The sequence below is a fragment of the Streptomyces laculatispora genome (genome assembly GCF_017353455.1).
Taxonomy (GTDB): Bacteria; Actinomycetota; Actinomycetes; order Streptomycetales; family Streptomycetaceae; genus Streptomyces; species Streptomyces laculatispora.
Genome location: NZ_JAFMPZ010000089.1, coordinates 1 through 21,946, shown reverse-complemented (window position 1 = coordinate 21,946; position 21,946 = coordinate 1). Strand labels below are relative to the sequence as shown.

The 21,946-nt window shown below is 70.4% G+C and carries 20 protein-coding genes and 3 pseudogenes; 12 read left to right on the top strand and 11 right to left on the bottom strand.

Annotated elements, in window-relative coordinates; translation table 11 throughout:
* Positions 1-341 (top strand): transposase (locus J1C73_RS04905; protein ID WP_207315244.1); only part of this gene is annotated, 341 nt, incomplete at its 5' end.
* Positions 342-435: 94 nt separating this feature from the next.
* On the opposite strand, the pseudogene J1C73_RS04900 reads toward J1C73_RS04905, so the two are convergent.
* From J1C73_RS04900 to J1C73_RS34510, 5 genes and pseudogenes are all read right to left on the bottom strand, one after another.
* Positions 436-756 (bottom strand): annotated as a pseudogene (locus J1C73_RS04900) (tyrosine-type recombinase/integrase); the annotation flags it as partial.
* Positions 757-1,210: 454 nt separating this feature from the next.
* Positions 1,211-2,110, bottom strand: a complete 900-nt coding sequence (locus J1C73_RS04895; protein ID WP_207315247.1) for an IS3 family transposase — start codon at positions 2,108-2,110, stop codon at positions 1,211-1,213.
* A 23-nt stretch (positions 2,111-2,133) separates the two neighbouring features.
* On the bottom strand, positions 2,134-2,421 hold the full coding sequence (locus tag J1C73_RS04890; protein WP_207315243.1) for a transposase: 288 nt from the start codon (positions 2,419-2,421) through the stop codon (positions 2,134-2,136).
* Positions 2,422-2,648: 227 nt separating this feature from the next.
* Positions 2,649-5,123: a SpoIIE family protein phosphatase gene (locus J1C73_RS04885; RefSeq protein WP_207315242.1), complete on the bottom strand. Its 2,475-nt coding sequence runs from the start codon at positions 5,121-5,123 to the stop codon at positions 2,649-2,651.
* A gap of 166 nt (positions 5,124-5,289) precedes the next feature.
* Positions 5,290-5,409, bottom strand: a pseudogene (locus tag J1C73_RS34510) (XshC-Cox1 family protein); the annotation flags it as partial.
* Between the two features lie 92 nt (positions 5,410-5,501).
* On the opposite strand from J1C73_RS34510, the gene J1C73_RS35885 reads away from it, so the two are divergent.
* Together J1C73_RS35885 and J1C73_RS04875 are read left to right on the top strand one after the other, a co-directional pair.
* On the top strand, positions 5,502-6,734 hold the full coding sequence (locus tag J1C73_RS35885) for a DNA polymerase Y family protein (protein WP_372446652.1): 1,233 nt from the start codon (positions 5,502-5,504) through the stop codon (positions 6,732-6,734).
* Positions 6,735-6,793: 59 nt separating this feature from the next.
* A complete protein-coding gene (locus J1C73_RS04875) occupies positions 6,794-8,347 on the top strand; it encodes a glutamate synthase subunit beta (protein ID WP_207315241.1) in 1,554 nt (517 codons plus the stop codon).
* A gap of 65 nt (positions 8,348-8,412) precedes the next feature.
* Here the strand turns inward: J1C73_RS04875 and J1C73_RS04870 are convergent, their stop codons facing one another.
* Both J1C73_RS04870 and J1C73_RS04865 read right to left on the bottom strand, forming a co-directional pair.
* Positions 8,413-9,633 carry a cysteine desulfurase-like protein gene (locus J1C73_RS04870; protein WP_207315240.1) on the bottom strand — a complete coding sequence of 407 codons (1,221 nt, stop codon included), beginning with the start codon at positions 9,631-9,633 and terminating at the stop codon, positions 8,413-8,415.
* A gap of 173 nt (positions 9,634-9,806) precedes the next feature.
* A complete protein-coding gene (locus J1C73_RS04865) occupies positions 9,807-10,145 on the bottom strand; it encodes an aspartate/glutamate racemase family protein (RefSeq protein WP_207315239.1) in 339 nt (112 codons plus the stop codon).
* 255 nt (positions 10,146-10,400) lie between these two features.
* On the opposite strand from J1C73_RS04865, the gene J1C73_RS04860 reads away from it, so the two are divergent.
* The 5 genes and pseudogenes from J1C73_RS04860 (at position 10,401) to J1C73_RS04845 (ending at position 13,847) form a co-directional block, all read left to right on the top strand.
* Complete coding sequence (locus J1C73_RS04860) at positions 10,401-11,345, top strand: hypothetical protein (RefSeq protein WP_242643734.1); 945 nt, start codon at positions 10,401-10,403, stop codon at positions 11,343-11,345.
* 168 nt (positions 11,346-11,513) lie between these two features.
* Positions 11,514-11,678: pseudogene (locus J1C73_RS34500) on the top strand (NF041680 family putative transposase); the annotation flags it as partial.
* 56 nt (positions 11,679-11,734) lie between these two features.
* Positions 11,735-12,367 (top strand): hypothetical protein, encoded by a 633-nt coding sequence (locus J1C73_RS04855; RefSeq protein ID WP_207315238.1) that lies wholly within the window; start codon positions 11,735-11,737, stop codon positions 12,365-12,367.
* Positions 12,368-12,465: 98 nt separating this feature from the next.
* The gene (locus J1C73_RS04850; RefSeq protein WP_207315237.1) at positions 12,466-12,810 is read left to right on the top strand and encodes a hypothetical protein; all 345 of its coding nucleotides are present in this window, start codon (positions 12,466-12,468) and stop codon (positions 12,808-12,810) included.
* Complete coding sequence (locus J1C73_RS04845; RefSeq protein ID WP_207315245.1) at positions 12,810-13,847, top strand: NUDIX hydrolase; 1,038 nt, start codon at positions 12,810-12,812, stop codon at positions 13,845-13,847. Before J1C73_RS04850 ends, J1C73_RS04845 begins: the two co-directional genes overlap by 1 nt.
* Here J1C73_RS04845 and J1C73_RS04840 read toward each other — a convergent pair.
* Both J1C73_RS04840 and J1C73_RS04835 read right to left on the bottom strand, forming a co-directional pair.
* On the bottom strand, positions 13,806-14,516 hold the full coding sequence (locus J1C73_RS04840; RefSeq protein WP_207315236.1) for an MBL fold metallo-hydrolase: 711 nt from the start codon (positions 14,514-14,516) through the stop codon (positions 13,806-13,808). The two genes, J1C73_RS04845 and J1C73_RS04840, sit on opposite strands and share 42 nt — an antisense overlap.
* Before the next feature lie 132 nt (positions 14,517-14,648).
* Positions 14,649-16,013: a dipeptidase gene (locus J1C73_RS04835; RefSeq protein ID WP_207315235.1), complete on the bottom strand. Its 1,365-nt coding sequence runs from the start codon at positions 16,011-16,013 to the stop codon at positions 14,649-14,651.
* A 183-nt stretch (positions 16,014-16,196) separates the two neighbouring features.
* Here J1C73_RS04835 and J1C73_RS04830 point away from each other — a divergent pair, with 183 nt between their 5' ends.
* The gene (locus tag J1C73_RS04830; RefSeq protein ID WP_123469558.1) at positions 16,197-17,414 is read left to right on the top strand and encodes a geranylgeranyl reductase family protein; all 1,218 of its coding nucleotides are present in this window, start codon (positions 16,197-16,199) and stop codon (positions 17,412-17,414) included.
* A 102-nt stretch (positions 17,415-17,516) separates the two neighbouring features.
* On the opposite strand, the gene J1C73_RS04825 is transcribed toward J1C73_RS04830, so the two are convergent.
* A complete protein-coding gene (locus tag J1C73_RS04825; RefSeq protein WP_124286297.1) occupies positions 17,517-17,969 on the bottom strand; it encodes a nitroreductase family deazaflavin-dependent oxidoreductase in 453 nt (150 codons plus the stop codon).
* Between the two features lie 128 nt (positions 17,970-18,097).
* On the opposite strand from J1C73_RS04825, the gene J1C73_RS04820 reads away from it, so the two are divergent.
* From J1C73_RS04820 to J1C73_RS04810, 3 genes are all read left to right on the top strand, one after another.
* Complete coding sequence (locus J1C73_RS04820; protein ID WP_207315234.1) at positions 18,098-18,847, top strand: TetR/AcrR family transcriptional regulator; 750 nt, start codon at positions 18,098-18,100, stop codon at positions 18,845-18,847.
* Between the two features lie 214 nt (positions 18,848-19,061).
* Positions 19,062-20,435: a sensor histidine kinase gene (locus tag J1C73_RS04815; RefSeq protein WP_443732212.1), complete on the top strand. Its 1,374-nt coding sequence runs from the start codon at positions 19,062-19,064 to the stop codon at positions 20,433-20,435.
* Positions 20,432-21,097: a response regulator gene (locus tag J1C73_RS04810; protein WP_123467332.1), complete on the top strand. Its 666-nt coding sequence runs from the start codon at positions 20,432-20,434 to the stop codon at positions 21,095-21,097. Before J1C73_RS04815 ends, J1C73_RS04810 begins: the two co-directional genes overlap by 4 nt.
* Positions 21,098-21,306: 209 nt before the next feature.
* Here J1C73_RS04810 and J1C73_RS35630 read toward each other — a convergent pair whose 3' ends face one another.
* Positions 21,307-21,609 carry an NUDIX domain-containing protein gene (locus J1C73_RS35630; RefSeq protein WP_307797605.1) on the bottom strand — a complete coding sequence of 101 codons (303 nt, stop codon included), beginning with the start codon at positions 21,607-21,609 and terminating at the stop codon, positions 21,307-21,309.
* Between the last annotated feature and the right edge of the window lie 337 nt (positions 21,610-21,946).

Here is a 21,946-nt window from a genome sequence, read left to right as displayed (position 1 = left end):
TCCAAGTCGTGCGATGGCGCCGCGACCCCGCCACCGGGAAGCTGACGATCGAGCGCGTCTACCTGATCACCAGCCTGGATGTCTTCGACGCCACCCCGGCCGAGCTCGCCACCTGGATCAGGGGCCACTGGGGCATCGAGAATCTCCACCACGTACGTGACCGGACCTTCCGCGAGGACGACTCCAAGGTCCGCACCGGGACCCTGCCCCGCACCATGGCCAGCCTGCGCAACCTCGCCATCAGCCTCTTCCGCCAGAACGACGAGACCAACATCGCCGCCGCCCTCCGACGCACCAGCCGCGACTACCACCAACCGCTGTCGGCCCTCGGCCTCACGTGATCAACCCGGACAGATCCCGATCATGCAATGACCCTGGCAAGAAGCCCCGCCGGATTTCGTTCCGGCGGGGCTTCTTGGGCGCCTGACGGCAACGTCAGCGGACGACGGCTGCTGCGGGCGGGTCGTCAGGGTCGTCGTCCTGGGCAGCGAGGGCGTTGCCGAGGGTGTCGATGGCTTGGCGTTGGAGGCGGAGTCGGACGTGGGCGTAGACGCCGGCGGTGACGCCGATGTGGGCGTGGCCGAGGAGTTCCTTGATCACGACGAGTTCGACGCCCTGTTCCAGGAGCAGGGTGGCGGTGGAGTGCCGGAGGCCGTGGAAGCGGATGCGGCGGAGGCCGGCCCGGTTGAGGAAGCTGCGGAAGCGACGGGTGGGGTTGGCGGGGTCGAGCGGCCGTCCGGTCGGCGTGGTGAAGATGCTGCTCCGCGACCAGCAACCCCGACTATCCCAACTACGGCTTCAGCTACCTGGTCCGTAACAACGGCGCGATCGTCACCACCACCAAAACCCTGACCCACGACGGCGGATACGACACCAGCTACTACTTCGCTGACGGACTCCTGCGCCCCTTCGAGACGCAGGCGCTCTCCCCGGACAGGTCAGGCCGGCTGGTCACCGAGACCTTCTACAACACGCGCGGCGAAGCCTGGCGAGACTCCGGTACGTACTACACGGACGGCGCACCTGAAGCTGTCCCTGTTACCGGGCAGGAACTGAAATACCCCGCCTCCATTGACACCGAGTACGACGGCGCCGGACGCGCAACGGCAGTGATTGCCAGACGGTTCGGTGATGAGACCAAGCGCACCACCACCCAGTACAGCGGCGATACCACCACTGAAGTTCCCCCCGAGTGTTGGACGGCGGGTGTTTACGCTGCAGGGGTGAGGTCTTGCCTGAGCAAGGTTCTCGTTTCGAGCGGGGTGACGTATCCGTACTTGGGATGCCTGCGGAGTCGGCTGCGGTTGTACTCGACCTCGATGTAGCGGAAGACGTCGGCGCGGGCGGCCTCGCGGGTCTCCCAGGCGATGGTTCCGATCTCCGCTTTGAGGACGGCGAACCAGCTTTCCGCTGCGGCGTTATCGTAACAAGAGCCGACACGTCCCATCGATCCCATCGACTGTCTCATACGCAACTTGCCTATCTCGGTGTGGAATTCCTCGCTCGTATATTCGCTCCCGCGATCGGTGTGCATGACGCAGCCGTCCTCCAGTCCGCCGCGTCCGGCCGCCATCCGCAGAGCGGCGACCGGCAGCGCGGCGCGGTGATGGTCGGCCATCGCCCAGCCGACCACCTCCCGCGTCGCGAGATCGATACAGGTCGCCAGATACAGCTTGCCTTCCAGCGTGACAAGTTCGGTCATGTCACCGACCAGTCGCATGCCGGGGCGGGGTGCGGTGAAGTCCCGGCCGATCAGGTCTGCGGCGAACACCGCCCGCCTGGCCTGACGGGTCAGGCCACACCGCCGCCGCCGGGTGATCCCGGTGATCCGATGGACACGCATCAGCCGCGCGACCCGCTTCCCGTTGACGATCTGGCCGGCCTGCCGCAGGGCCGCGTGGATCCGGGGAGCCCCGTATGCGCCGCGTGAACCCGCATGTAGCACTCGGATCTCGCCCACCAGCAGCTCCTCGGCTCTCTCCCGCACCGCCCGGGCCGGCCGCGATGCCAGGTGCGCGTAGTAGGTGGAGCGGGGTACTCCCAGCACGCGGCACAGGAACGCAACATTGTGACCTGCAGGATTGCCCTCGCACGCCTTCTCCGCGTCGATGAAGCGGCACCGTGCGGCGGTGCCTACCTCATCTTGTCCGGCGCGAAGAAGGCGGTCGCTTTTCCCAGGACCTCGATCGTGGCCTCCTGCTCACGGACCTTCCGCCGCAGCCGGACCAGCTCCTCACGCTCCGCACTCGTCAGAGCCCCCGCCGGCCCTTCACCACGATCGACCTTCGCCTGCTTCACCCAGCCGCGTAGCCCCTCCGGACTCACGCCCAGATCCCTGGCGACCTCGGTGACCGTCTTGTCCGAGGACAACGCCAGAGTGACCGCGTCCCGCTTGAACTCGGCCGTATACCGCTTACTCATATCGCTCTTCGCGCTCACCACCTGTGACTGCTTCCTCCTGGACCATCCGTCCCAGTATCAAGCTGTCCAGCTCACGGGGGGAACTTCATCGCCCGGTTCACCGGCATTGTGCACAGGTGACGCGAACGGCGGCGCGAAGCCGCGCCGCGCCAGGTACTGGCCGCGATGGGCGCCACAGACGTGGCCTGACAGGCCACTTCGTGATGCGGAGTCGGGGGCGAGCGACGTCACACGGCAGGTTCCGTGAAGGTCTGCTCGGCCCAGATGACTTTTCCCGCCTGTAGGTAGCGGGTGCCCCAGCGCTGGGTGAACTGGGAGATGAGGAGCAGGCCGCGGCCGCCCTCGTCGGTCGTCTTCGGATGCCGCAGATGAGGGGCCGAGGCTCCGCCGTCGAAGACCTCGCAGATCAGGGAGCGCTCCAGGATCAGCCGCAGCCGGATGGGACCGACGGCGTGCCGGATCGCATTGGTGACGAGTTCGCTGACCACGAGTTCGGTGGTGAAGGCCAACTCGTCCAGCCCCCAGGCGGCGAGCTGCCGGGTGCTTCTCCTGCGGGCCTCGGCGACGATGGCCGGGTCGGTGGGCATGTCCCAGGTAGCGACCTGCTCGGTGCCGAGGCGCCTGGTGCGTGCCATCAGAAGGGCTGCGTCGTCGGGCTGGCGGGCGGGGACCAGTTCGTCGACCACGGCCCGGCACCAGTGCTGGAGCGACGGGTCGGCGCGCTCCAGGTGACGACGCAGACGCTCTCTCGCCGTTTCGAGGTCCGTGGCCCTATTGCCGCCCGTGCCCTCGGACTTGAGAAGGCCGTCGGTGTGCAGTGCGATCGTGGTGCCTTCTGGCAGGTCGAGTCCCACCGCCTCGAAGGGCGGACCGCCCACTCCGAGGGCAGGCCCGACGGGCAGCTCGGCGAACGTGACGCTGCCGCTGACGCCTACGAGCGCCGGCACCGGGTGTCCCGCGGTGGCCATGACGCACTGACCCGTGACTGGGTCGTACACCGCATACAGGCAGCATGCTCCCACGGTCCCGCGGCCACCTGCGGCTGGGGCACCGGGTTCGGTATTCTCGTCCCGGGCGGCCTGGGCAACCAAGTCGTCGAGATGGGCAAGCACCTCCTCGGGAGACAGGTCCAGGTCGGCAAGGGTGCGTACGGCGGTACGCAGCTGGCCCATCGACGCGGCCGCATCGATGCCGTGGCCGGGGACTTCGCCCACCACCAGCGCGACCCGCGCTCCAGACAGCGGGATGACGTCATACCAGTCGCCGCCGATGCCAGTGAGCTCGTCGGCTGGCCGGTAGCAGACCGCCACCTCCACCGCGTCCTGCTCCGGAAGCCAGTGCGGGAGCAAATTGCGCTGCAGAACGAGGGCCGCGTCCCGCTCGCGCGTATAGCGGCGGGCATTATCGATGCAGACCGCTGCGCGGGCCACCAGGTCCTCGGCCAAGCTGAGGTCTGCCTCGTGGAACGCTTCCTTGTGTTCGCGCCGGAAGAACGTGGCAACACCCAACGTGATGCCGCGCACGCGGATCGGCACGATCATCACGCTGTGCAGTCCAAGGTCCAGGAACGTGGCCTTCTTTTCCGGGGGAGGGACCGTGACCCACAACGCGGCCAGCGGATCGAGGCGCTCTTCGTGCCAGGAGCTGCCGCTGGTCAGACAGCGGATCGGAGGAGAGCCGATCGTGTAGGAGGCCGCCGCACCGATGCCCAAGACCGCTTCCGGGACACCGTCCTTTGTTGACTGGTGTCCGGCTCGGCGCAGTGAAGCGAGGTCGTGGTCGTTTAGCGGTCCGGGCGGGGGCTCCATGCCGCGGAGCACGGACTCCAGCAAGTCCACGCTGACGAAGTCGGCGAGTCCGGGTACGGACACGTCAGCCAGCTCCTGAGCAGTCTGGGTCACGTCCAGCGAGCGTCCCATGTGCTGACCCGCCTGGTCGAGCAGGGCCAGCCGCTGCCGGGCACGGTGGCGTTCGGTGCTGTCCTCGACCGTGTAGAACACGCCGACGGGGTGCCCGTTGTCGTCCTCAAGCCGTGTGAACGACATCGAATACGCTGTTTCCCGGCGCGGGGCCGACCGGACGCGGCCCACGGTCTCGTAGGCGATGATGGATTCACCGGTCTTCAGGACCTGCCGCATCTGGGCCTCGTACTTCTCTGCGTCAAGGCCAGGCTGGACTTCGGCGAGTCGCTTGCCGAGCCGTTCGTGCGGGGCACCCCCGCCGAACTGGGACAGGGCGGCGTTCGACCACACATACCGCAGATCCGTGTCGAGGATCGCTATGCCCACGGGGGACTGAGACACCATGCGGTCGAGGATTCCGCGGCTCATGTCCCATCCCGGAGCACGACCCAGGTCCTCCAGGAGCACCAGCCACCGTTCTTGGCCGCGCACCTCTGCGGCCAGGACAATCCGCACCGTCAGCTTGACCGGATGCCCGTCCCGGTGCCTGGCGGTCAGCAGCCCTGTCCAGGCGCCGGTCGCTCGGCACCACTCGACCAGCTCCGGTACCCGCGCGGCATCCTCGGGAAGCAACAGGTCTGCTGCGGTTCGACCGACTGCCTCAGAAGCCGTATAACCGAGCAGGCGCTCGGCGTCGGGGGTCCAGCTGGTCACCGTCGCGTGTCCATTCAGCAGCACTGGTGCGGCATCCGCCACGTCGAGTCGCTTCTCGGTGACGTTGCGCTTCTCATGAAGCCCCACGGCGGCACCGTCCCTCCCTGTGAGCGGTCGGCCCGTTGTGTTTCATTCTTCCACCGGGTGCGGCTTACGGCTGTTTTCTCCCAGCAGGCACGTTGTCCGGTCGTCGCTCGCAGGGGTCGATGCGTGGGAGCACCTGCGCGATCATGGATCGCGCCAGGGCGGTCGGTCAGGTCAGCCGGAGACCGCTACTTCCTCCCTTCAGCGCGATGATCTCGGCCGTGATGGACACGGCAGTCCCCTCCGGAGTCCGGGCGCCCAGGCCCAGGCCGAGCGGGCTGGACAGCTGCGGGCCGGGCTATTCCCGGCTGCCGGCAGTCCGGGAGGCGGTCCAGGCGGCGAACCACCGCGAAGCCGTCCGACGACCTCTACGAGCAACTTGTGGCTGTCCTGCACACCATCACCCCGCGCGTCGAGGCCCACCCGGCCGATTGGTCCGCCGACGTCGACCTCGCCGGGGCGCTGCGCCACTCGGCCCGGGACCCGGCCGGACTCGTAGGCGTCATAAGACTCAGAACACTCGCCCTGCACGGGGTCCAGAGCTCGGCCGGCGCGGGCCCGAACCGGATGGTCGCCGCGATGGCGGCCGCGATCACACCGCCCGGTGCAGCCACCGTCATCGGCCACACCCCCTACGAAGTCGCGGCGTTTCTGCGCCCGCAGCCGGCCTCGGCGCTCCCCGGGATCGGGCCCGCCACCGCCAGGTCCCTGGCTCGGTACGGGATTCGGACCGTCGGCGACATCGCTGACACCCCGCTCGCCACTTTCCAGCGGATCCTCGGCACCACGGCTCGCCAGACCCACGATCGCGCGCACGGCCAGGACGACCGGACCGTCACCCCCGCCGCGGCCCCCCGCTCCGTCAGCGCCACCCACCGCTACGACCACGACATCCTGGACGCCGGCCAGCACCACGCCATGGTCCTCGGCCCGGCCGAGGAGCTCGGCGCCCGGCTCCGCGACGAGCACAGCATCACCCAGGCCCTCACTCTGACCGTCACCTACGCCGACAGCACCCACACCACCCGCACCCGGGCCCTGGCCGAGCCCACCGTCCACACCCCCCACCTCACCAAGGCCGGCCTCGAACTCCTCACCCGCCTCGGCCTCCGACGAGCCCGCGTGCGCACCATCGCGCTCCGCGCGCAACGACTGCTCCCGGCCGAAGACGCGGTGCACCAGCTCGCACTCGACACTAGCGACGACAAAGCCCGCGACCTCGAAGCCGCCCTCGACCGCGCCCGCTACGGCCCCGGCATCGCCGGCACCGCAGCCGCCTACCTTCCCCGCGGCGCGGTACGCAGCAGCTGTACATGTGGGACGCTCCGGAACGAACCGGCAAGGAGCCGCCACCGTACAGCTGCCGCCTCTTTCAGCTCTCGGCATCCTCCGCTCGGCGCTCACCCTCTGCCTGCGACGGCTGGGTCCGCATCGTGGCGGGGTGCCGCTCCTCGGCCGGGTTCATGTCCTCGTCCAGCCGCTCGCCCTCTGCCTGTGACGGCGTCGGGTACTCGTCATCCTCGCTCATGCCCGCCTCCGTGGTCGGAACGCGTGCCTACAAAATCGAGCGTATCGCGTCGTCCGGCCGGTGGCCCGGCCAGGAACGAGGGGTGATTGCGGGCGTAGTCTGGCTGTAACGCCTGTGCACCGCGAGTCAGTGACGGAGGCGGCGCATGACCGACCCCCATGGCTTCATCAGGACCCCCCGCCGGCCCGTCCCGGCGCGCCCGGTCCAGGAACGGCTGAGCGACTGGAACGAGGTCTACGCGGGGCAGGCCAGGCTTCCACTCGTGTCCCAGCAGGCGGGGCGGTGCATGGACTGCGGCATACCGTTCTGTCACAACGGCTGCCCGCTGGGAAACCTCATCCCCGAGTGGAACGCGTACGCGCGGAAGGGCGACTGGGGGGCAGCGGCCGAGCGGCTGCACGCGACGAACAACTTCCCCGAGTTCACCGGGCGGTTGTGCCCGGCGCCGTGTGAGGACGCCTGCGTGCTCACCATCAACGCCGATCCGGTGACGATCAAGAATGTCGAGCAGGCGATCGCCGACGAGAGCTGGGCGCGCGGCTACACCACGCCGCAGCCTCCCGAGCGGCTCAGCGGCAAGACCGTCGCCGTCATCGGTTCGGGACCGGCTGGACTGGCGGCAGCGCAGCAACTCACCCGCGCCGGACACACCGTCGCCGTCTACGAGCGCGCCGACCGCGTCGGCGGACTGCTGCGCTACGGCATCCCCGCGTTCAAGATGGAGAAGTGCCACCTCGACCGCCGCGTCGAGCAGATGCGGGCGGAGGGCACCAAGTTCCGTACGGGCGTGAACGTCGGGGGCGATCTCGACGCCGCCGAGCTCGCGGACCGGTACGACGCGCTCGTCGTCGCCGTCGGCGCCACCGGGCGACGGGAGCTGCCCGTCCCGGGCCGCGAGCTGTACGGCATTCACCAGGCCATGGAGTACCTGACCCTGGCCAACCGGGTCGTGGAGGGCGACCGCGACGTGCCGGTCGTCACCGCCGAGGGCAGACACGTGGTGATCATCGGCGGCGGGGACACCGGATCGGACTGCCTGGGCACTGTCCTGCGCCAGGGCGCGGCCTCTGCCGTACAGCTCGACATCAACCCGGAGCCTGGTGCCGCCCGGCGGGACACCGAGCCCTGGCCCGTGTACCCGAAGGTCTATCGGATATCCCACGCCCATGAGGAGGCCCGGGGGCGGGACGGCGCGGATCCGAGACTGTTCTCCTGCGCCACCCTCCGCTTCGAAGGCGACCGGACCGGCCATGTGCGCGCGCTGCACCTGGCCGAGGTGGAGCCCGAGGGCAGAAGGCCGCTGCTGGAGACGGAGCAGGTGCTGTCGGCAGATCTCGTCCTGCTCGCCCTCGGCTTCTTCGGTCCCGAACGAGACACCGGCCTCATGCGGCAGCTCGGACTCACGCTGGACGACCGGGGAAACTTCGCCAGGGATGCCACCTTCGCCGCTGAGACGGCGGAATCAGTGGAAGCAGTTGAGACAGCTGAAGGGGCGGTCCCGGAGGGCTCGGCGACGCGGGCAGCCCGCGCCGGGAACGGCGGGGTCTTCGTCGCCGGTGACGCGGGCCGCGGTCAGTCCCTCGTGGTGTGGGCGATCGCGGAGGGACGGTCCGTCGCCGCCGCGACGGACCGCTATCTGAGCGGTTCCACGGTGCTCCCGGCCCCCATTGCCCCCTACGACCGCCCCTTCATCGCCTGAGCACCTCTGGCACCGCGTCGACCAGCATGCTGCGCAGCGGGACCGGGTCCACCGGTACGGCCGGGTCAGTCGTCGGCGGGCGCGGTGCCGAGGAGGCCGGAGAAGGCGTCCAGCAGGCGGTCGACGTCCACTTCGTTGTTGTAGGGCGCCAGGCCGATCCGTACTCCGCCGGCCTCCCCGAGCCCGAGCCGGCGGGAAGCCTCCAGTGCGTAGAAGGATCCGGCCGGGGCGACGATGTCCCGGTCCGCCAAGTACTGCGAGGCGGCGGTGGCGCTGTGGCCCGCCAGGGTCAGCAGCAGGGTGGGCGTGCGGTGCGCGGCCCGGGAGTACACCGTGATGCCTTCGAGGCCCGCCAGTCCCTTCTCCATGCGGGCCCGCAGGGCGTCCTCATGGGTCTCGATCGCCGCGAAGGCGGCGAGCAGCCGTTCCCGCCGGGTGCCGTCGATCCCGGGGGCCAGCGAGGCGAGGAAGTCCACCGCCGCAGCGGCCCCGGCCAGCAGTTCGTACGGCAGGGTGCCCAGTTCGAAGCGCTCGGGAACCACGTCGGTGGAGGGCAGCAGCTTGTCCGGCCGCAGCGTCTCCAGCAACTCGGGACGGCTCGCCAGGACGCCCAGGTGCGGGCCGAGGAATTTGTACGGCGAGCAGACCAGGAAGTCGGCTCCGAGACCGCGCAGGTCGACGGCGGCGTGCGAGGCGTAGTGCACCGCGTCGACGTGCAACAGGGCCCCTGCCCGGTGCACCACGTCGGCGACGGCGGGAATGCCGGGGCGTGTACCGATCAGGTTGGACGCCGCGGTCACGGCGACCAGGCGGGTGCGCGCCGAGAGTACGGCGGCGATGTCATCGGCCGTCAGTTCACCCGTGGCCGGATCGAACTCCGCCCAGCGGACCGTGGCGCCCACGGCCTCGGCCGCCTGGATCCAGGGGCGGATGTTGGAATCGTGGTCGAGACTGCTGACGACCACTTCGTCGCCCGGGCCCCAGCTCTTCGCCAGGGTGCGGGACAGGTCGTAGGCCAGCTGGGTGGAGCTGCGGCCGAACACGATGCCCCGCGGATCGGCGCCCAGCAGGTCGGCCAGCGCGCGGCGGGCGCGGATCACGACCGCCTCCGCGTTACGCTCGCCCTCGGTGAGACGTCCCCGGTTGGCGAGCGGGTTGGCCAGTGCGTCCGCGATGGCGTCGATCACCGGTTGCGGTGTCTGGGTGCCGCCGGGGGCGTCGAACCGGGCGGAGCCCGACTTCAGGGCGGGGATCCGGGCGCGGACAGCGTCGACGTCGAAGGTCATGCGTGCTCCTGGAGACGAGAGGACGAGGCAGGTTCCACCGTACGGAGGCCCACGGGAACCCCGCCGGGCGCGGCCTGCCGTACCCGGGCGCGGCGGTGCGCGCCGCTGCCAGGCAGGGAGCGCGGGGCCGACGACAGCGGCGACCCCGGGGACCGCTCCGTGGGGACGGAGCGTCAGATGCTGCGGTCCTTCGCGGGAGGGGGAATGCCGGTGGTGCGGCTGGGCCGCACCCCGAGCCGTACCGGGGACTCCAGCCAGGTGACCGCCGCACCGGTGGGGTCGACCACCGGGACGAACGGGCCGTCCTGGGCCAGCCGTTCCAGGAGCGCGGCGGCCACGCCGATCATGCCGGTGCAGCCGAGCACGATCACGTCGGCCTCCCGCCGGGGCACGGCCTCGCGGGCCTGCTCGGCCAGCCGGTCCACCAGCCGCTCCGGGCCGGTGAGATCCAGGACGGGGATGTCCACCACCCGGATCGGGCCGAGCCGCTCGGTGAGCGCGTCGCGGCGCACCAGATGGCCTGCCGCACGCTCGCCCCCAGCCCTGACCACAGAAGGCCGACGCGGCGCAGCACCGCCCCGGCCGGGCCCGATGATCACCCGGGTGGCCGGTCCGCGTCACTCCGTTGCGGTCGGGGCCGCGCCGTCACCACCGGTCCAGGCGACGCTGAGTCCGGTGGCGGACCACCATCGACATCTGTACGGGCACCATCTGTTACGGGCACCCGTCCCCGTGACGTGGGCCTTGAACGGGAACGGGGCGATCGCATGCGCCAACCACTCGGCCGACGCGCCCTGCTGCTCGGCACCGGTGGTCTGCTCGTGGGCACCGCGGGCTGTACGGCAACCTCCCGCACAGCGGCCGGACCGTCCACATCCGCGTCCCCGCCGCAGTCCTCTCCGCCGCCGCTGCCCACAACCACGGCCTGGCGTCCCGGCCGCGACGAGGTGGACCCCGACGTGAAACTCCGCGCCGTACAGGTGGTGGAGGCGATCGGCGCGTGGCCCGCCGGGCAGGGGAGCGCGGCCGCGGCGAAGAGGCGGGTGGCCGCGCTGGGTGCGGCACCGTCACTGGTGGACTCGTCCACCAGTGACGGTGCCGCGCTCCAGGTGATCTACGCGCAGTACGGCGGGATCCTGGCGGACACGGCCAGTGTGATGGTGGTCTGCCGCCAATGGACCCCCGGGCACGCGGGCGGTACGACCATCGATGTCCGCCTGAGCCGGGCGCGGCCCAGCTGGGAGGTCACCGCGCTCCACCCGGGCCGCCCCGGCGCCGCCGCCGCGTCGCTGCCCGCGGCGGCGCGGCAGGTGCTGGACGACCCACGGATCGGCCTGCCGCCCGCTGCGGAGGCCGACATCCGCAGCGGACACATCCACCCGGCCGTCCTACGGGCCCTGCTGCGACTGGCCGGCACGTACCGGATGGAAATCACCGTGTTCTGCTCCGGACATCCGTTGTACGTGTTCGGCACCGACCGGCCCAGCGACCACCCACCGGGCCGCGCCTTCGACGTACGGCGGATCGACGGGCACGAGGTCGTCGATCCGGCCACCCCGCACCGGCTGACCGAATCGTTCATGCGGGACGCGGCAGCGGCCGGCTCGTACAACGTCGGCGGACCGATCCGGCTCACCGGGGGCGCGACCGCGGATCAGTTCTTCACCGACGCCACCCATCACGACCACGTGCACGTGGGATTCGCGAGCTGAAGCGCCGGAAAGAGGCGGAAGGCGGCTAGCTTGATCTTTAACCTCGGGGCCCGAACGAGTCCTCGCACTTGATCACTCGGACTGGTAACTGCCGTACACGCAGGCGGCCTTCGGCTGAGCATGTGATCCGACCAAGGAACACACAAGCTCAGCACGAAGGCCGTGGGGATGAGTCTGTCGCATCACGTTGTCCGGCAGGATCCGTTGGCGGGACTGTCACGCTTCCGGGGTGAGTTCTACTCCTGTCTGACCAAGCGTGCGGATGCGCTGTTCGAGCTCGCGGACGCGGTGTTGTGTGCGGATGGTCCGGTCCGGTCGCTGGTGGAGCTGTCCTCCCGCACATCGTCGGAGGGCTGGCCTACCGACCTGGCACGCGGGAAGCCCGCCACGTGCTGGACGCCCTGTGGTCGCTGACCGACCTCATCGACCGCCCCGTCATCAGCCGAGCCGAGGCAGACGAGCGCCTGCTGGACGGATCATGGGAAGAACTAGCCCTCCGCACACCGCACCTGCCGCCCGATAGCGTCGACACCGCCGCCTACGCCTTCTGCGTGGTAGAACAATTCTACTCCCGCCTCCAGCGGCGCCAGATCTACGTCGAGGGTGCATCGAAGTGGGGCGACCTGGAAGCGGCATTGCCATCTCCCGAGGAGTGGGCGACGATGCGGGCCCCTGTATCGAAGAGCATGGGACTCCCGCTGGACGCCTCCGACCACCTTCAGCAACTGGGCCAGGACCTCAACGCCAAGATCCGTGCGATCGCGGAGCGCCTGCCGAAGGACCGACAGGCCCAACTCAGCGATGGCGGCCGACTCGTCATGTCCACGGCGCCTCTCTTCAAGTGGCTCGGCCGTGCAGGCAGGAATGCCAGACCTGTCGAAAGACAGCGCGCTTGCCGGAGCGGTCGTGGCCGAGGTGCCTCAACTGGCCTCGGCCACGGCCGCGCGGGCACCACCAGTTCCTGCCGCTGTCCGTCCCCGGGCAAGGTGTGCTGCCTGCTGCCACGGTTTAGGGCGACCTGAACAGAGCTCCTTCGCAGGGGCGTTGAAGCCCTGACACGCTCGCATCGGGATCGGCGCGTGGATGCCGCAGGTGACTGGGGCTTGGTGCGTTCGGCAGCATGACGCTGCGTTCGGTGGATCTGCGCAAAGAGAGTGTGGAAGCCGTACTGGACCGGGTGGAGCGGTCGCTGGGGGCACGCCTGATGTACGTGATGCAGGGCGATATCCCGCGCGTTGCGGTGGAGGGCAGCATGGGGCATGAGCTGCCCGGTGTGGAGGGCACCCACAGCGAGGTGACGATCGCAATGGAGGAGCGGATCGTTGGGTATCTCCAGGAGGTGTGGGAGAAGGAAGTGGTGGGAGCCGGGCTGTGGACTCCGCCTTTTCCCATCCGTCTCCCAGACGATCCCGCGAAATCCACTCCGCCGCTGTTCAGCGGCCTTCCCACCCTGGAGTACGAGTGATTGTCGTTTGGATCAACGGTGCGTTCAGCGCGGGGAAGACCAGCGCCGCGCGCGAACTGATCGATCTGATCCCGAACAGCACCTTCTACGACCCTGAACTGACCGGCGCGGGGCTGCGGTATCTGCTGCCCCAGAAGAAGCTCGCCGAGGTGACCGACTTCCAGGACCTGCCGATCTGGCGGCGTCTGGTGGTCGACACCGCGGCAGCCCTGCTCGCCGAGGTCGGTGGGGTACTGGTGGTGCCGATGACGCTGCTGCGACAGGAGTATCGCGACGAGATCTTCGGAGGGCTCGCCTCCCGGCGCATTCCGGTGCGCCATGTGCTGCTCTCACCCGAGGAAACGATCCTGCGGAAACGGATCGCCGACCGAGTGGAAATCGACGATGATCCCGAGCGCAGCGAACAGGTCCGGCAGTGGGCGTACGAGCACATCGGGCCCTACCGGTCGGCGCTCGACTGGATCACCGGGGACGCCCACACCATCGACAACAGCGCGCTCACCCCGCAGGAGACCGCCGAACTGATAGCCGAGGCCCTGCACACGGGGGCGGCGCCGGCCTGCGAGATCGTGCAGACGCCCGACCCGACCGCGGAGACGGTCGCGGCCGGCGTGCTGCTCTTCGACGAGGACGGCCGGGTCCTGCTCGTCGACCCCACCTACAAACCCGGCTGGGAGTTCCCTGGCGGCATCGTGGAGTCCGGTGAGGCCCCGGCGCAGGCCGGGATCAGGGAGGTCGCCGAGGAGATAGGGATACAGCTCGAACAGGTGCCGAAACTGCTCGTCATCGACTGGGAGGCGCCCGAGCCGCCCGGATACGGTGGGCTGCGGCTGATCTTCGACGGCGGCCTGCTGCCGGGCCGGGACGCCGAGCGGCTGATGCTGCCCGGCTCCGAACTGCGCGGCTGGCGGTTCGTCACCGAGGCGGAGGCGGCCACCATGCTGCCCCCCACGCGGTACGAACGGCTGCGCTGGGCGCTGCGGGCCCGCGAACAGTCAGCCGTGTTCAATCTGGAGGCCGGAGTCCCGGTCGGCTGAGGCGCGCAGTACCGCGGCGGTGCCGGCGGTGACGGGATCGCCGTGTCCGAAGCAGACCGTGGCCGGCTCCAGCGCCGCGAGCCGCTGGAACGAGGCCACGGCCTGCTCGCGGTCGATGTTGAAGACGCCCAGCATGACCTGGCCCACGCCGGCCACGCAGTCCCCGGTGAACAGCACCCCGTGCGCGGGAAGATGGAGACCGATGGAGCCCGGGGTGTGGCCGGGGGAGTGGATCACCGTCGCACCGCCGCCGAAGTCGATCGTCGAACCGTCACAGAGCTCGCGGTCGACCCGGGTCGCAGGGGCCACGGGCACGGTCAGCCCGTGCTCGTACAACGGAACCTCCCAGTCGAGCAGCACCGGGTCGCCGATCTCCTCCTCGCCCCGGATCACCGGCGCGTCGAGCCGGTGCGCCAGAATCTCGGCGCCGTGGCGGTCGGCGAGCTCCTGGGCGGCGCCGTAGTGGTCGCGATGGCCGTGCGTGATGACGATGCGGGAGATCCGGGCGGGGTCCAGACCGAGGCCGCGCACCGCGTTCTCGATGGCGGGCGCGGCGTTGATGTCGCCCGCGTCGATCAGGGTCAGCTCCGTCCCGTCACGCCAGAGGTAGGCCTGACCGATCGGGAAACGGAACATGTGCAGCTGGGGAAGTACTTCGACGAGATCCATGCGGCGAACGTACGCAGCGGCGGGCGTCCGCCGCACGGATCTACGCTCTGGGCGTGCTTCGCTCAACGCGTAGCGGCGACGGGCCGCTACGCGTTGAGCAGGCCCGGTCCGCCAGGACACGGGCCGTGCTGCTCAGGCCTTCCTGGAGGCGGCGTAGTTCTGCAGGAACAGCGCCTCGGCCACCGACATCCGCTCCAGCTCCTGGGGCGACACGCTCTCGTTCACCGCGTGGATCTGCGCCTCGGGCTCGCTCAGCCCGATCAGCAGGATCTCGGCCTCCGGGTACAGCACGGAGAGCGCGTTGCAGAGCGGGATCGAGCCGCCCATCCCGGAGGACTGCATCTCCTCGCCGGGGTACGCGACCCGCATGGCATCCGCCATCGCCGTGTACGCCGGGCTGGAGACGTCGGCGCGGAACGGCTGCCCCTGGCCCACCTGCTCGACCGAGACCCTGGCGCCCCACGGGGCGTGCGACCGCAGATGCGCGGTGAGCAGCTTCGTCGCCTCGTCGGCGTCGCTGCCCGGCGGCACCCGAAGGCTGATCTGTGCCCGCGCTCCGGCCTGCACCGAGGGCGTCGCGCCGACGACCGGCGGGCAGTCGATGCCGATCACGGTGACGGCCGGTCGCGCCCAGATCCGGTCCGCGACCGTACCCGTGCCGATCAGTCCGACCCCGTTGAGCACCTTCGCGTCCTGGCGGAACTCGGCCTCGGGGTACTGGAGACCGTCCCACTTCGCATCGGCGGTGAGGCCGTCGACGGTCGTCGTGCCGTCCGCGGCGCGCAGCGACGCGAGCAACTGGATCATCGCGGCCAGCGCGTCGGGCGCGGCGCCGCCGAACTGCCCGGAGTGCAGGTTCCCTTCGAGGGTGTCGAGCTGCACCCGCAGCATCGTCATCCCGCGCAGGGTCGAGGTGACCGTGGGCAGACCGGCCCGGAAGTTGCCGGTGTCGCCGATCACGACGGTATCGGCGGCGAGCAGCTCCGGATGCGCCTGCGCGTACTGCTCCAGACCTCCGGTGCCCTGCTCCTCCGAGCCCTCGGCGATCACCTTTACGGAGACCGGCACCCCGCCGTTCGCCTTGAGGGCGCGCAGCGCGAGGAGGTGCATGATGAAGCCGCCCTTGCAGTCGGCCGAGCCCCGGCCGAACCAGCGGCCGTCACGTTCCGTCAGCTCGAACGGCGGGGAGAGCCAGGCGGACTCGTCGAGCGGCGGCTGCACGTCGTAGTGCGCGTAGAGCAGCACGGTGGGTGCCCCGGCCGGACCGGGCAGGTAGCCGTAGACGGACCGGCTGCCGTCCGGGGTGTCGAGCAGGGCGACGTCCTGGAAGTCCTCGTCGCGCAGCGCCCCGGCGACCCACTCGGCGGCGGCGTCGCATTCGCTCCTCGGATACACCGCGGGATCCGCCACCGACTGGAAGGCCACCAGCTCGGTGAGCTCCGCCTTGGCGCGAGGCATCAGCGAGGCGATGGTTTCGGAAATCGGATGGGCGGTCATGGGCACGCTCCTAGCAGGTGCGACGTTATGTCTACGAATCCGTGTACTTGAACGCCGCGAATGCGGCGTTGTGGTTACGACGAAGGCACGGCCGATCCTCCCACAGCAGGGGTTGGCCTGAACGAGCCGTAGGATGCCGTGAGCAGCTTGGGCCACTGGTCGGATCGGGAGCAGAAGCACATCGTGAGCAGCGAGAACGCAGACGCCGGACATGAGCACGAAGAGTCGTCCGTGTGGGATGTCGTCGTAGTCGGCGCCGGACCGGCGGGAGCCTCCGCGGCATACGCGGCGGCGGTAGCCGGCCGTCGGGTGCTGCTGCTGGAGAAGGCGGAACTGCCCCGCTACAAAACATGCGGCGGCGGCATCATCGGGTATTCGCGTGATTCGCTGCCGCCCGGATTCGAACTTCCGTTGCGGGACCGGATTCACGCGGTCACGTTCTCGCTGAACGGCAGGCTTGCGCGGACCCGCCGCTCCAAGCGCATGCTCTTCGGGCTGATCAACCGCCCTGAGTTCGACGCGGGCCTGGTCGAGGAGGCGCAGAAGGCCGGAGCCGAACTGCGCACCGGAGCGACGGTGTCCCGGGTGGAACAGCACGGCGCCGCGGTGCCCGACCGGCGCACGGTCGCGGTCGTGCTGTCCGGCGGCGAGACCGTCCTGGCCCGTGCGGTCGTGGGTGCGGACGGCAGTGCCGGGCGGATAGGAGCGCACGTCGGGGTGAAGCTCGACCAGGTGGACCTGGGCCTGGAGGCCGAGATCCCCGTTCCGCAGACGGTCGCGGAGGACTGGGCCGGCCGGGTCCTGATCGACTGGGGTCCCATGCCGGGGAGTTATGGCTGGGTCTTCCCCAAGGGCGACACCCTGACGGTCGGCGTGATCTCGGCGCGCGGCGACGGCGGCGGTACCAAGCGGTACCTGGAGGACTTCGTCGCGCGGCTCGGTCTGGCCGGCTTCGAACCGAAGATCTCCTCCGGCCATCTGACGCGCTGCCGCAGCGACGACTCGCCGCTGTCGCGCGGCCGGGTGCTCGTGTGCGGTGACGCGGCCGGTCTGCTGGAGCCGTGGACCCGCGAGGGCATCTCGTTCGCGCTGCGTTCGGGGCGGCTCGCCGGTGAGTGGGCGGTCCGGGTCGCGGAGTCGCACGACGCGGTGGACGCCCGCCGTCAGGCGCTCAACTACGCCTTCGCCATCAAGGCCGGGCTGGGCGTCGAGATGAGCGTGGGCCGGCGGATGCTGAAGCTCTTCGAGCGCCGTCCGGGTGTGCTGCACGCGGTGCTGACGGGTTTCCGTCCGGCGTGGAACGCGTTCGCGGGGATCACCCGGGGAACGACTTCGCTGGCCGAACTGGTCCGTTCGCATCCGCTGGCGCAGCGGGCTCTGTCCACGATGGACCGCAAGTAACGACCGCCGCTCCTCGCTGGTACGGCAGCGGTCCGGCCGGATCGGGCAGTCGCCGGGTCCGGCCGAGGCGGTGCGGGGGAGGGGGCCGTCGAGGCCGGCTGTTCAGTCCTCGACGGTGATCCGGAAGACGGGGTGGTCGGGGCAGGCCGCGAGGAGTTCGGCGTCCGTGGACTTGGCCGTGATGCCCTTGAAGTACTGGTTGACCTCCCAGCCCCAGCGCTTCAGGTAGGCGCGGACGACGATCACCTTGTGCGCGTCGTCCGCGATCTCCACGGCGGTGAAGGCGCGGTTGCTGCGGCCCTTGCGCAGTTCGCCGCCGCCCGCGGCCCGCATGTTGCGCACCCACTGCGAGTGCCCACGGGCCGAGACCAGGTACTGCGCGCCCTCGTGGGTGTGGGGGTTTACGGGGATGCGCTGCATCTGGCCGCTCTTGCGTCCGCGGACCGACAGCTCCTGCGTGCCGAGCAGGCTGATGCCGTGCCGGGCGAGCCTGCCGACGAAGCTGTTCAGGCGGACGGTGAGCGGGCTTCCCTGAAGGTAGTAAGCCTGCGACATGATGACCCCCACTGCTTGGGAGAGCGGTGCTCTCGCTTGAGATCAGTGTGCACGAGATTGGCACTCAAAAGCAAGAGCAGCGCTCTCGTTGTTGGTCGCCGCTCTGGTCGCGTGGCAGACTGCGGCCCATGAGCACTGTCCGAGGAGCCAGGGAACGGGCCCGTATCGAGGTCACCGCCGCCATCAAGGACGAGGCGCGCAGGCAGCTCGCGGCCGACGGGGCGGCGAAGCTCTCGCTGCGCGCGGTGGCGCGCGAGCTCGGCATGGTCTCCTCCGCCCTCTACCGCTATTTCCCCAGCCGCGACGAACTGCTCACGGCCCTGATCGTCGATGCGTACGACTCCGTGGGGGAGGCCGCCGAGAGCGCACACCGGACGGCCGATCCGGGCCCTTCCACTTCCGCCGCCCATCTGGCCCGCTGGGTCGCGGTCGCCTGTGCCGTACGCGGCTGGGCGCTGGAGCACCCCCATGAGTACGCCCTGATCTACGGTTCGCCGGTGCCCGGTTACACGGCGCCGCAGGCCACCATCGGCCCCGCGTCGCGCGTCGGCCGCGTCCTCATCGCCGTTGTGGAGGACGCCCATCGCGAGGTGGGGCTCGCGCTGCCGCCGCTGGGCGAGGAACTGCGTCCCGAGGCCGAGAGGCTCGCCGCCGACCTGGCCCCCGAACTGCCCCCCGCGGTCGCCGTATCGATCGTCGCCGCCTGGTCTCAGCTGTTCGGGCTGCTGTCGTTCGAGATCTTCGGCCAGTTCAACCGGGTTGTGGAGGACAGGGACATCTTCTTCCGCCATGCCGTCGAGGAGCTGGCCCGCACGGTCGGCCTGCTCGGCACCGCCGGCCGCGGCCAAACCGGCACGGCGGGCCGGGCGCGGCGCTGAGAACGCCTGATCCGCGGGCGCCCCTGCTTCCGGGTACCTGATCCCGGGCACCTGACCCGGGCGTACCTGATCCCGGGCGTCCGCCGGGCCGGCCGCCCCGGCCATCCCTTCACCGGGCTTCCGCGCCCCCGCCTTCCCCGTTCGCCGTACTCCACAGGGAGTACGGGTGATCACCACGCCCGGCGGACGCCCGCGCGGTGGTCAGCGGTCTAGCGTGGCCGGCATGGAAGAGCAGCGCTCACAGGCAAGCGGCGGTCCCCCTGGTGAACAGGGCGGACCGCAGCGGCGACGGCCCTGGGCGTACGGGGAACCGGACGGCGGGATCGCAGGCTCGCACGGATCGGGTTCGCACGGATCGGGTTCGCACTGGAGTCAGGGCGAGGCGCCGCGCTGGCTGACCGGAGCGCGGGGGCGGTCCTCCACCCGTCTGCCCTGGCTGTCGACTCTGCTGCTCGGCGTCGTCGTCATGGTCGGATCGAGTATCGCGGCCCACGGCCAGCTCGGCGAGAAGGCCCCGCTGGACCTCTTCGCCCGGCTTCTGCTCCTCGTCTCCGTGGCCGTGCTGCTGCTGCGCCACCGGCACCCCGTCGTGGCCGTCTTCGTGAGTTCGGCCGCGGCGATGGTGTATCTCGGTGCCGGTTACCCGTTCGGACCGGTCTTCCTGGCCGTCGCCGTCGGCTGCTTCAGTGCCGTCGTCGCCGGATACCGCAGGGCCGCGTGGTCGGCGGTCGGCATGGTGTGGCTGGGGCATCTGCTGGTCGCCCACTGGCTCTACCGCTGGCTGCCTCCCTCCGGCGACGCGGCCCCGCCCTGGGGGCAGGAAGTGGGGGTCGCCGCCTGGGTGGTGGCCATCGTGGCCGCCGCGGAGTTCGTCCGGGTGCGCCGCGAACAGTGGGCCGCCCAGCGGATGGAACGGTCGGCCGCGGAGAAGCGCCGGGCCGATGAGGAGCGCCTGCGGATGGCGCGGGAGCTCCACGACGTCCTCGCGCACAGCATCTCCGTCATCAACGTCCAGGCCGGGGTCGGCCTCGCCCTGCTCGACTCAGACCCCGAACAGGCCCGCACGGCGCTCACCACCATCAAGGCCGCCAGCAAGGAGGCGCTCGGCGAGGTCAGACAGGTCCTCGACACGCTTCGTACCCCCGGGGACGCGCCCAGGGCGCCGGCACCCGGACTCGACCGGCTGCCCGAACTGGTGGAGCAGGCCGCGAGCACCGGCCTGACCGTCACCGTCACGACCGACGGCGCACGCGGCGCCGTGCCGCCGGGTGCGGACCTGGCCGCGTTCCGGATCGTGCAGGAGGCGTTGACCAATGTGGTGCGGCACTCCGGTTCGCGTACCGCGGAGGTCGGGATCGGTTACGAGCCCGGCCGCGTCCGGCTCCGTATCGACGACCGGGGACCGGCCACCGGCACGGACGCCGGGGGCAGCGGCAACGGACTGGCGGGGATGCGGGAGCGGGCCGCGGCGCTGGGTGGCACGATCGAGGCGGGGACCCGTCCCGACGGCGGCTTCCGGGTCCGCGCCGAACTCCCGCTGCCGGCCGGCGGAACCGACGGGGCGCCGCACCAGAAGGAGACACCGTGATTCGCGTACTGCTCGCCGATGACCAGCTGCTGGTCCGGGCGGGATTCCGGGCGCTCCTGGACGCCCAGCCGGACATCGAGGTGGCGGGTGAGGCGGCCGACGGCGGGGAGGCCGTCCGCCTGGTGCGCGAACTGCGGCCGGACACCGTACTGATGGACATCCGGATGCCTCATCTCGACGGTCTCGCAGCGACCCGCGCCATCACCGAGGACCCCGCGCTGAACGAGGTGAAGGTGGTCATGCTCACCACCTTCGAACTCGACGAGTACGTCTTCGAGGCGATCCGTTCCGGAGCCTCCGGTTTCCTGGTGAAGGACACCGAACCGGAAGAGCTGCTGCGGGCCGTCCGGGCGGTGGTCGCCGGTGACGCGCTGCTGTCCCCGGGCGTCACCCGCCGGCTGATCGCCGAGTTCGCTGCCCGTTCCAAGGAACCCGCGGCGGCGACGGGCCTGAGCGAGCTGACGGAACGGGAACGGGAGGTGATGGCCCTGGTCGGCATAGGGCTCTCCAACGAGGAGATCGCCCGCCGGCTCGTCGTCAGCCCACTCACGGCCAAGACCCATGTGAGCCGCACCATGGTGAAGCTCCGCGCCCGCGACCGGGCCCAACTGGTCGTGCTCGCCTACGAGTCGGGACTCGTCCGCCCAGGGTGGCTGGGCTGAACCGGAGGTACCGGACCACCTGCCGACCCTGCCTCGACGCCGGCGCCGCGGCGGCCGGACCGCGCAGCACGTCGATGACGCGCCCCATGGCCCCCCGCCCGTCGGGGAGAGGTGGTGCATCCCACGGCACCGCGAGGCGCCGGACCGTCAGTGGTGCCAGGGCAGCCGGACCGGCTCGGCGGGGATGCGCCCGGCGATGAGTTCGGCGGTCAGCTCCACGAGACCGAGGGATGGACGGTGTCGATGGAGGCGGCGAGCTCATCCAGCGCCCACCACCGGTGCCCCGCGTGGTGGGCGCGCTCGTGCGCCTCCTGCCCGCTGATGTCGACGTGGCGGGAGGTGACCCGGTGGTGAAAGAAGTTGTCCTGGAACATACCGTCGGCCCAGCCGAGGTCCGCATACCCGGAGGTCTCCGCGACCCTCGGCCCGAGGTCCTTCACATCGACGGACAGCCCCGTCTCCTCACGCAGTTCCCGGGCTGCGGCCCCGGCCAGGCTCCCGCCCTCTTCCACGCCCCCGCCGGGGGAAGCAGGCGGGTTCGTTGATTTCTGGCCGGGGAATCGCAGGAACCCACGCGTCAGTGGTTCCTCGACGGCTTCGAGTATGGCGGGTTCGGGGCCTGATGCTGGTGCGCTGGTGTATTCGACCGCCACGAGCTCCCCGCGGGCAGCCCACAAGTCCCTGTCAGCGAGTGATCTTGGCTCGCGGGGACCCGGATGCCGGTAAAGCCAGTCGCCTCCTCGATGGTGCTCCCGTAGGGTTCGCGGGTTAACGCGATGCAGAGGCGGTTCGGAACGTGGCACCCAGGACAGTGACGCGGGAACAGTTGGCGGGGGCGGCGCGCGCCGC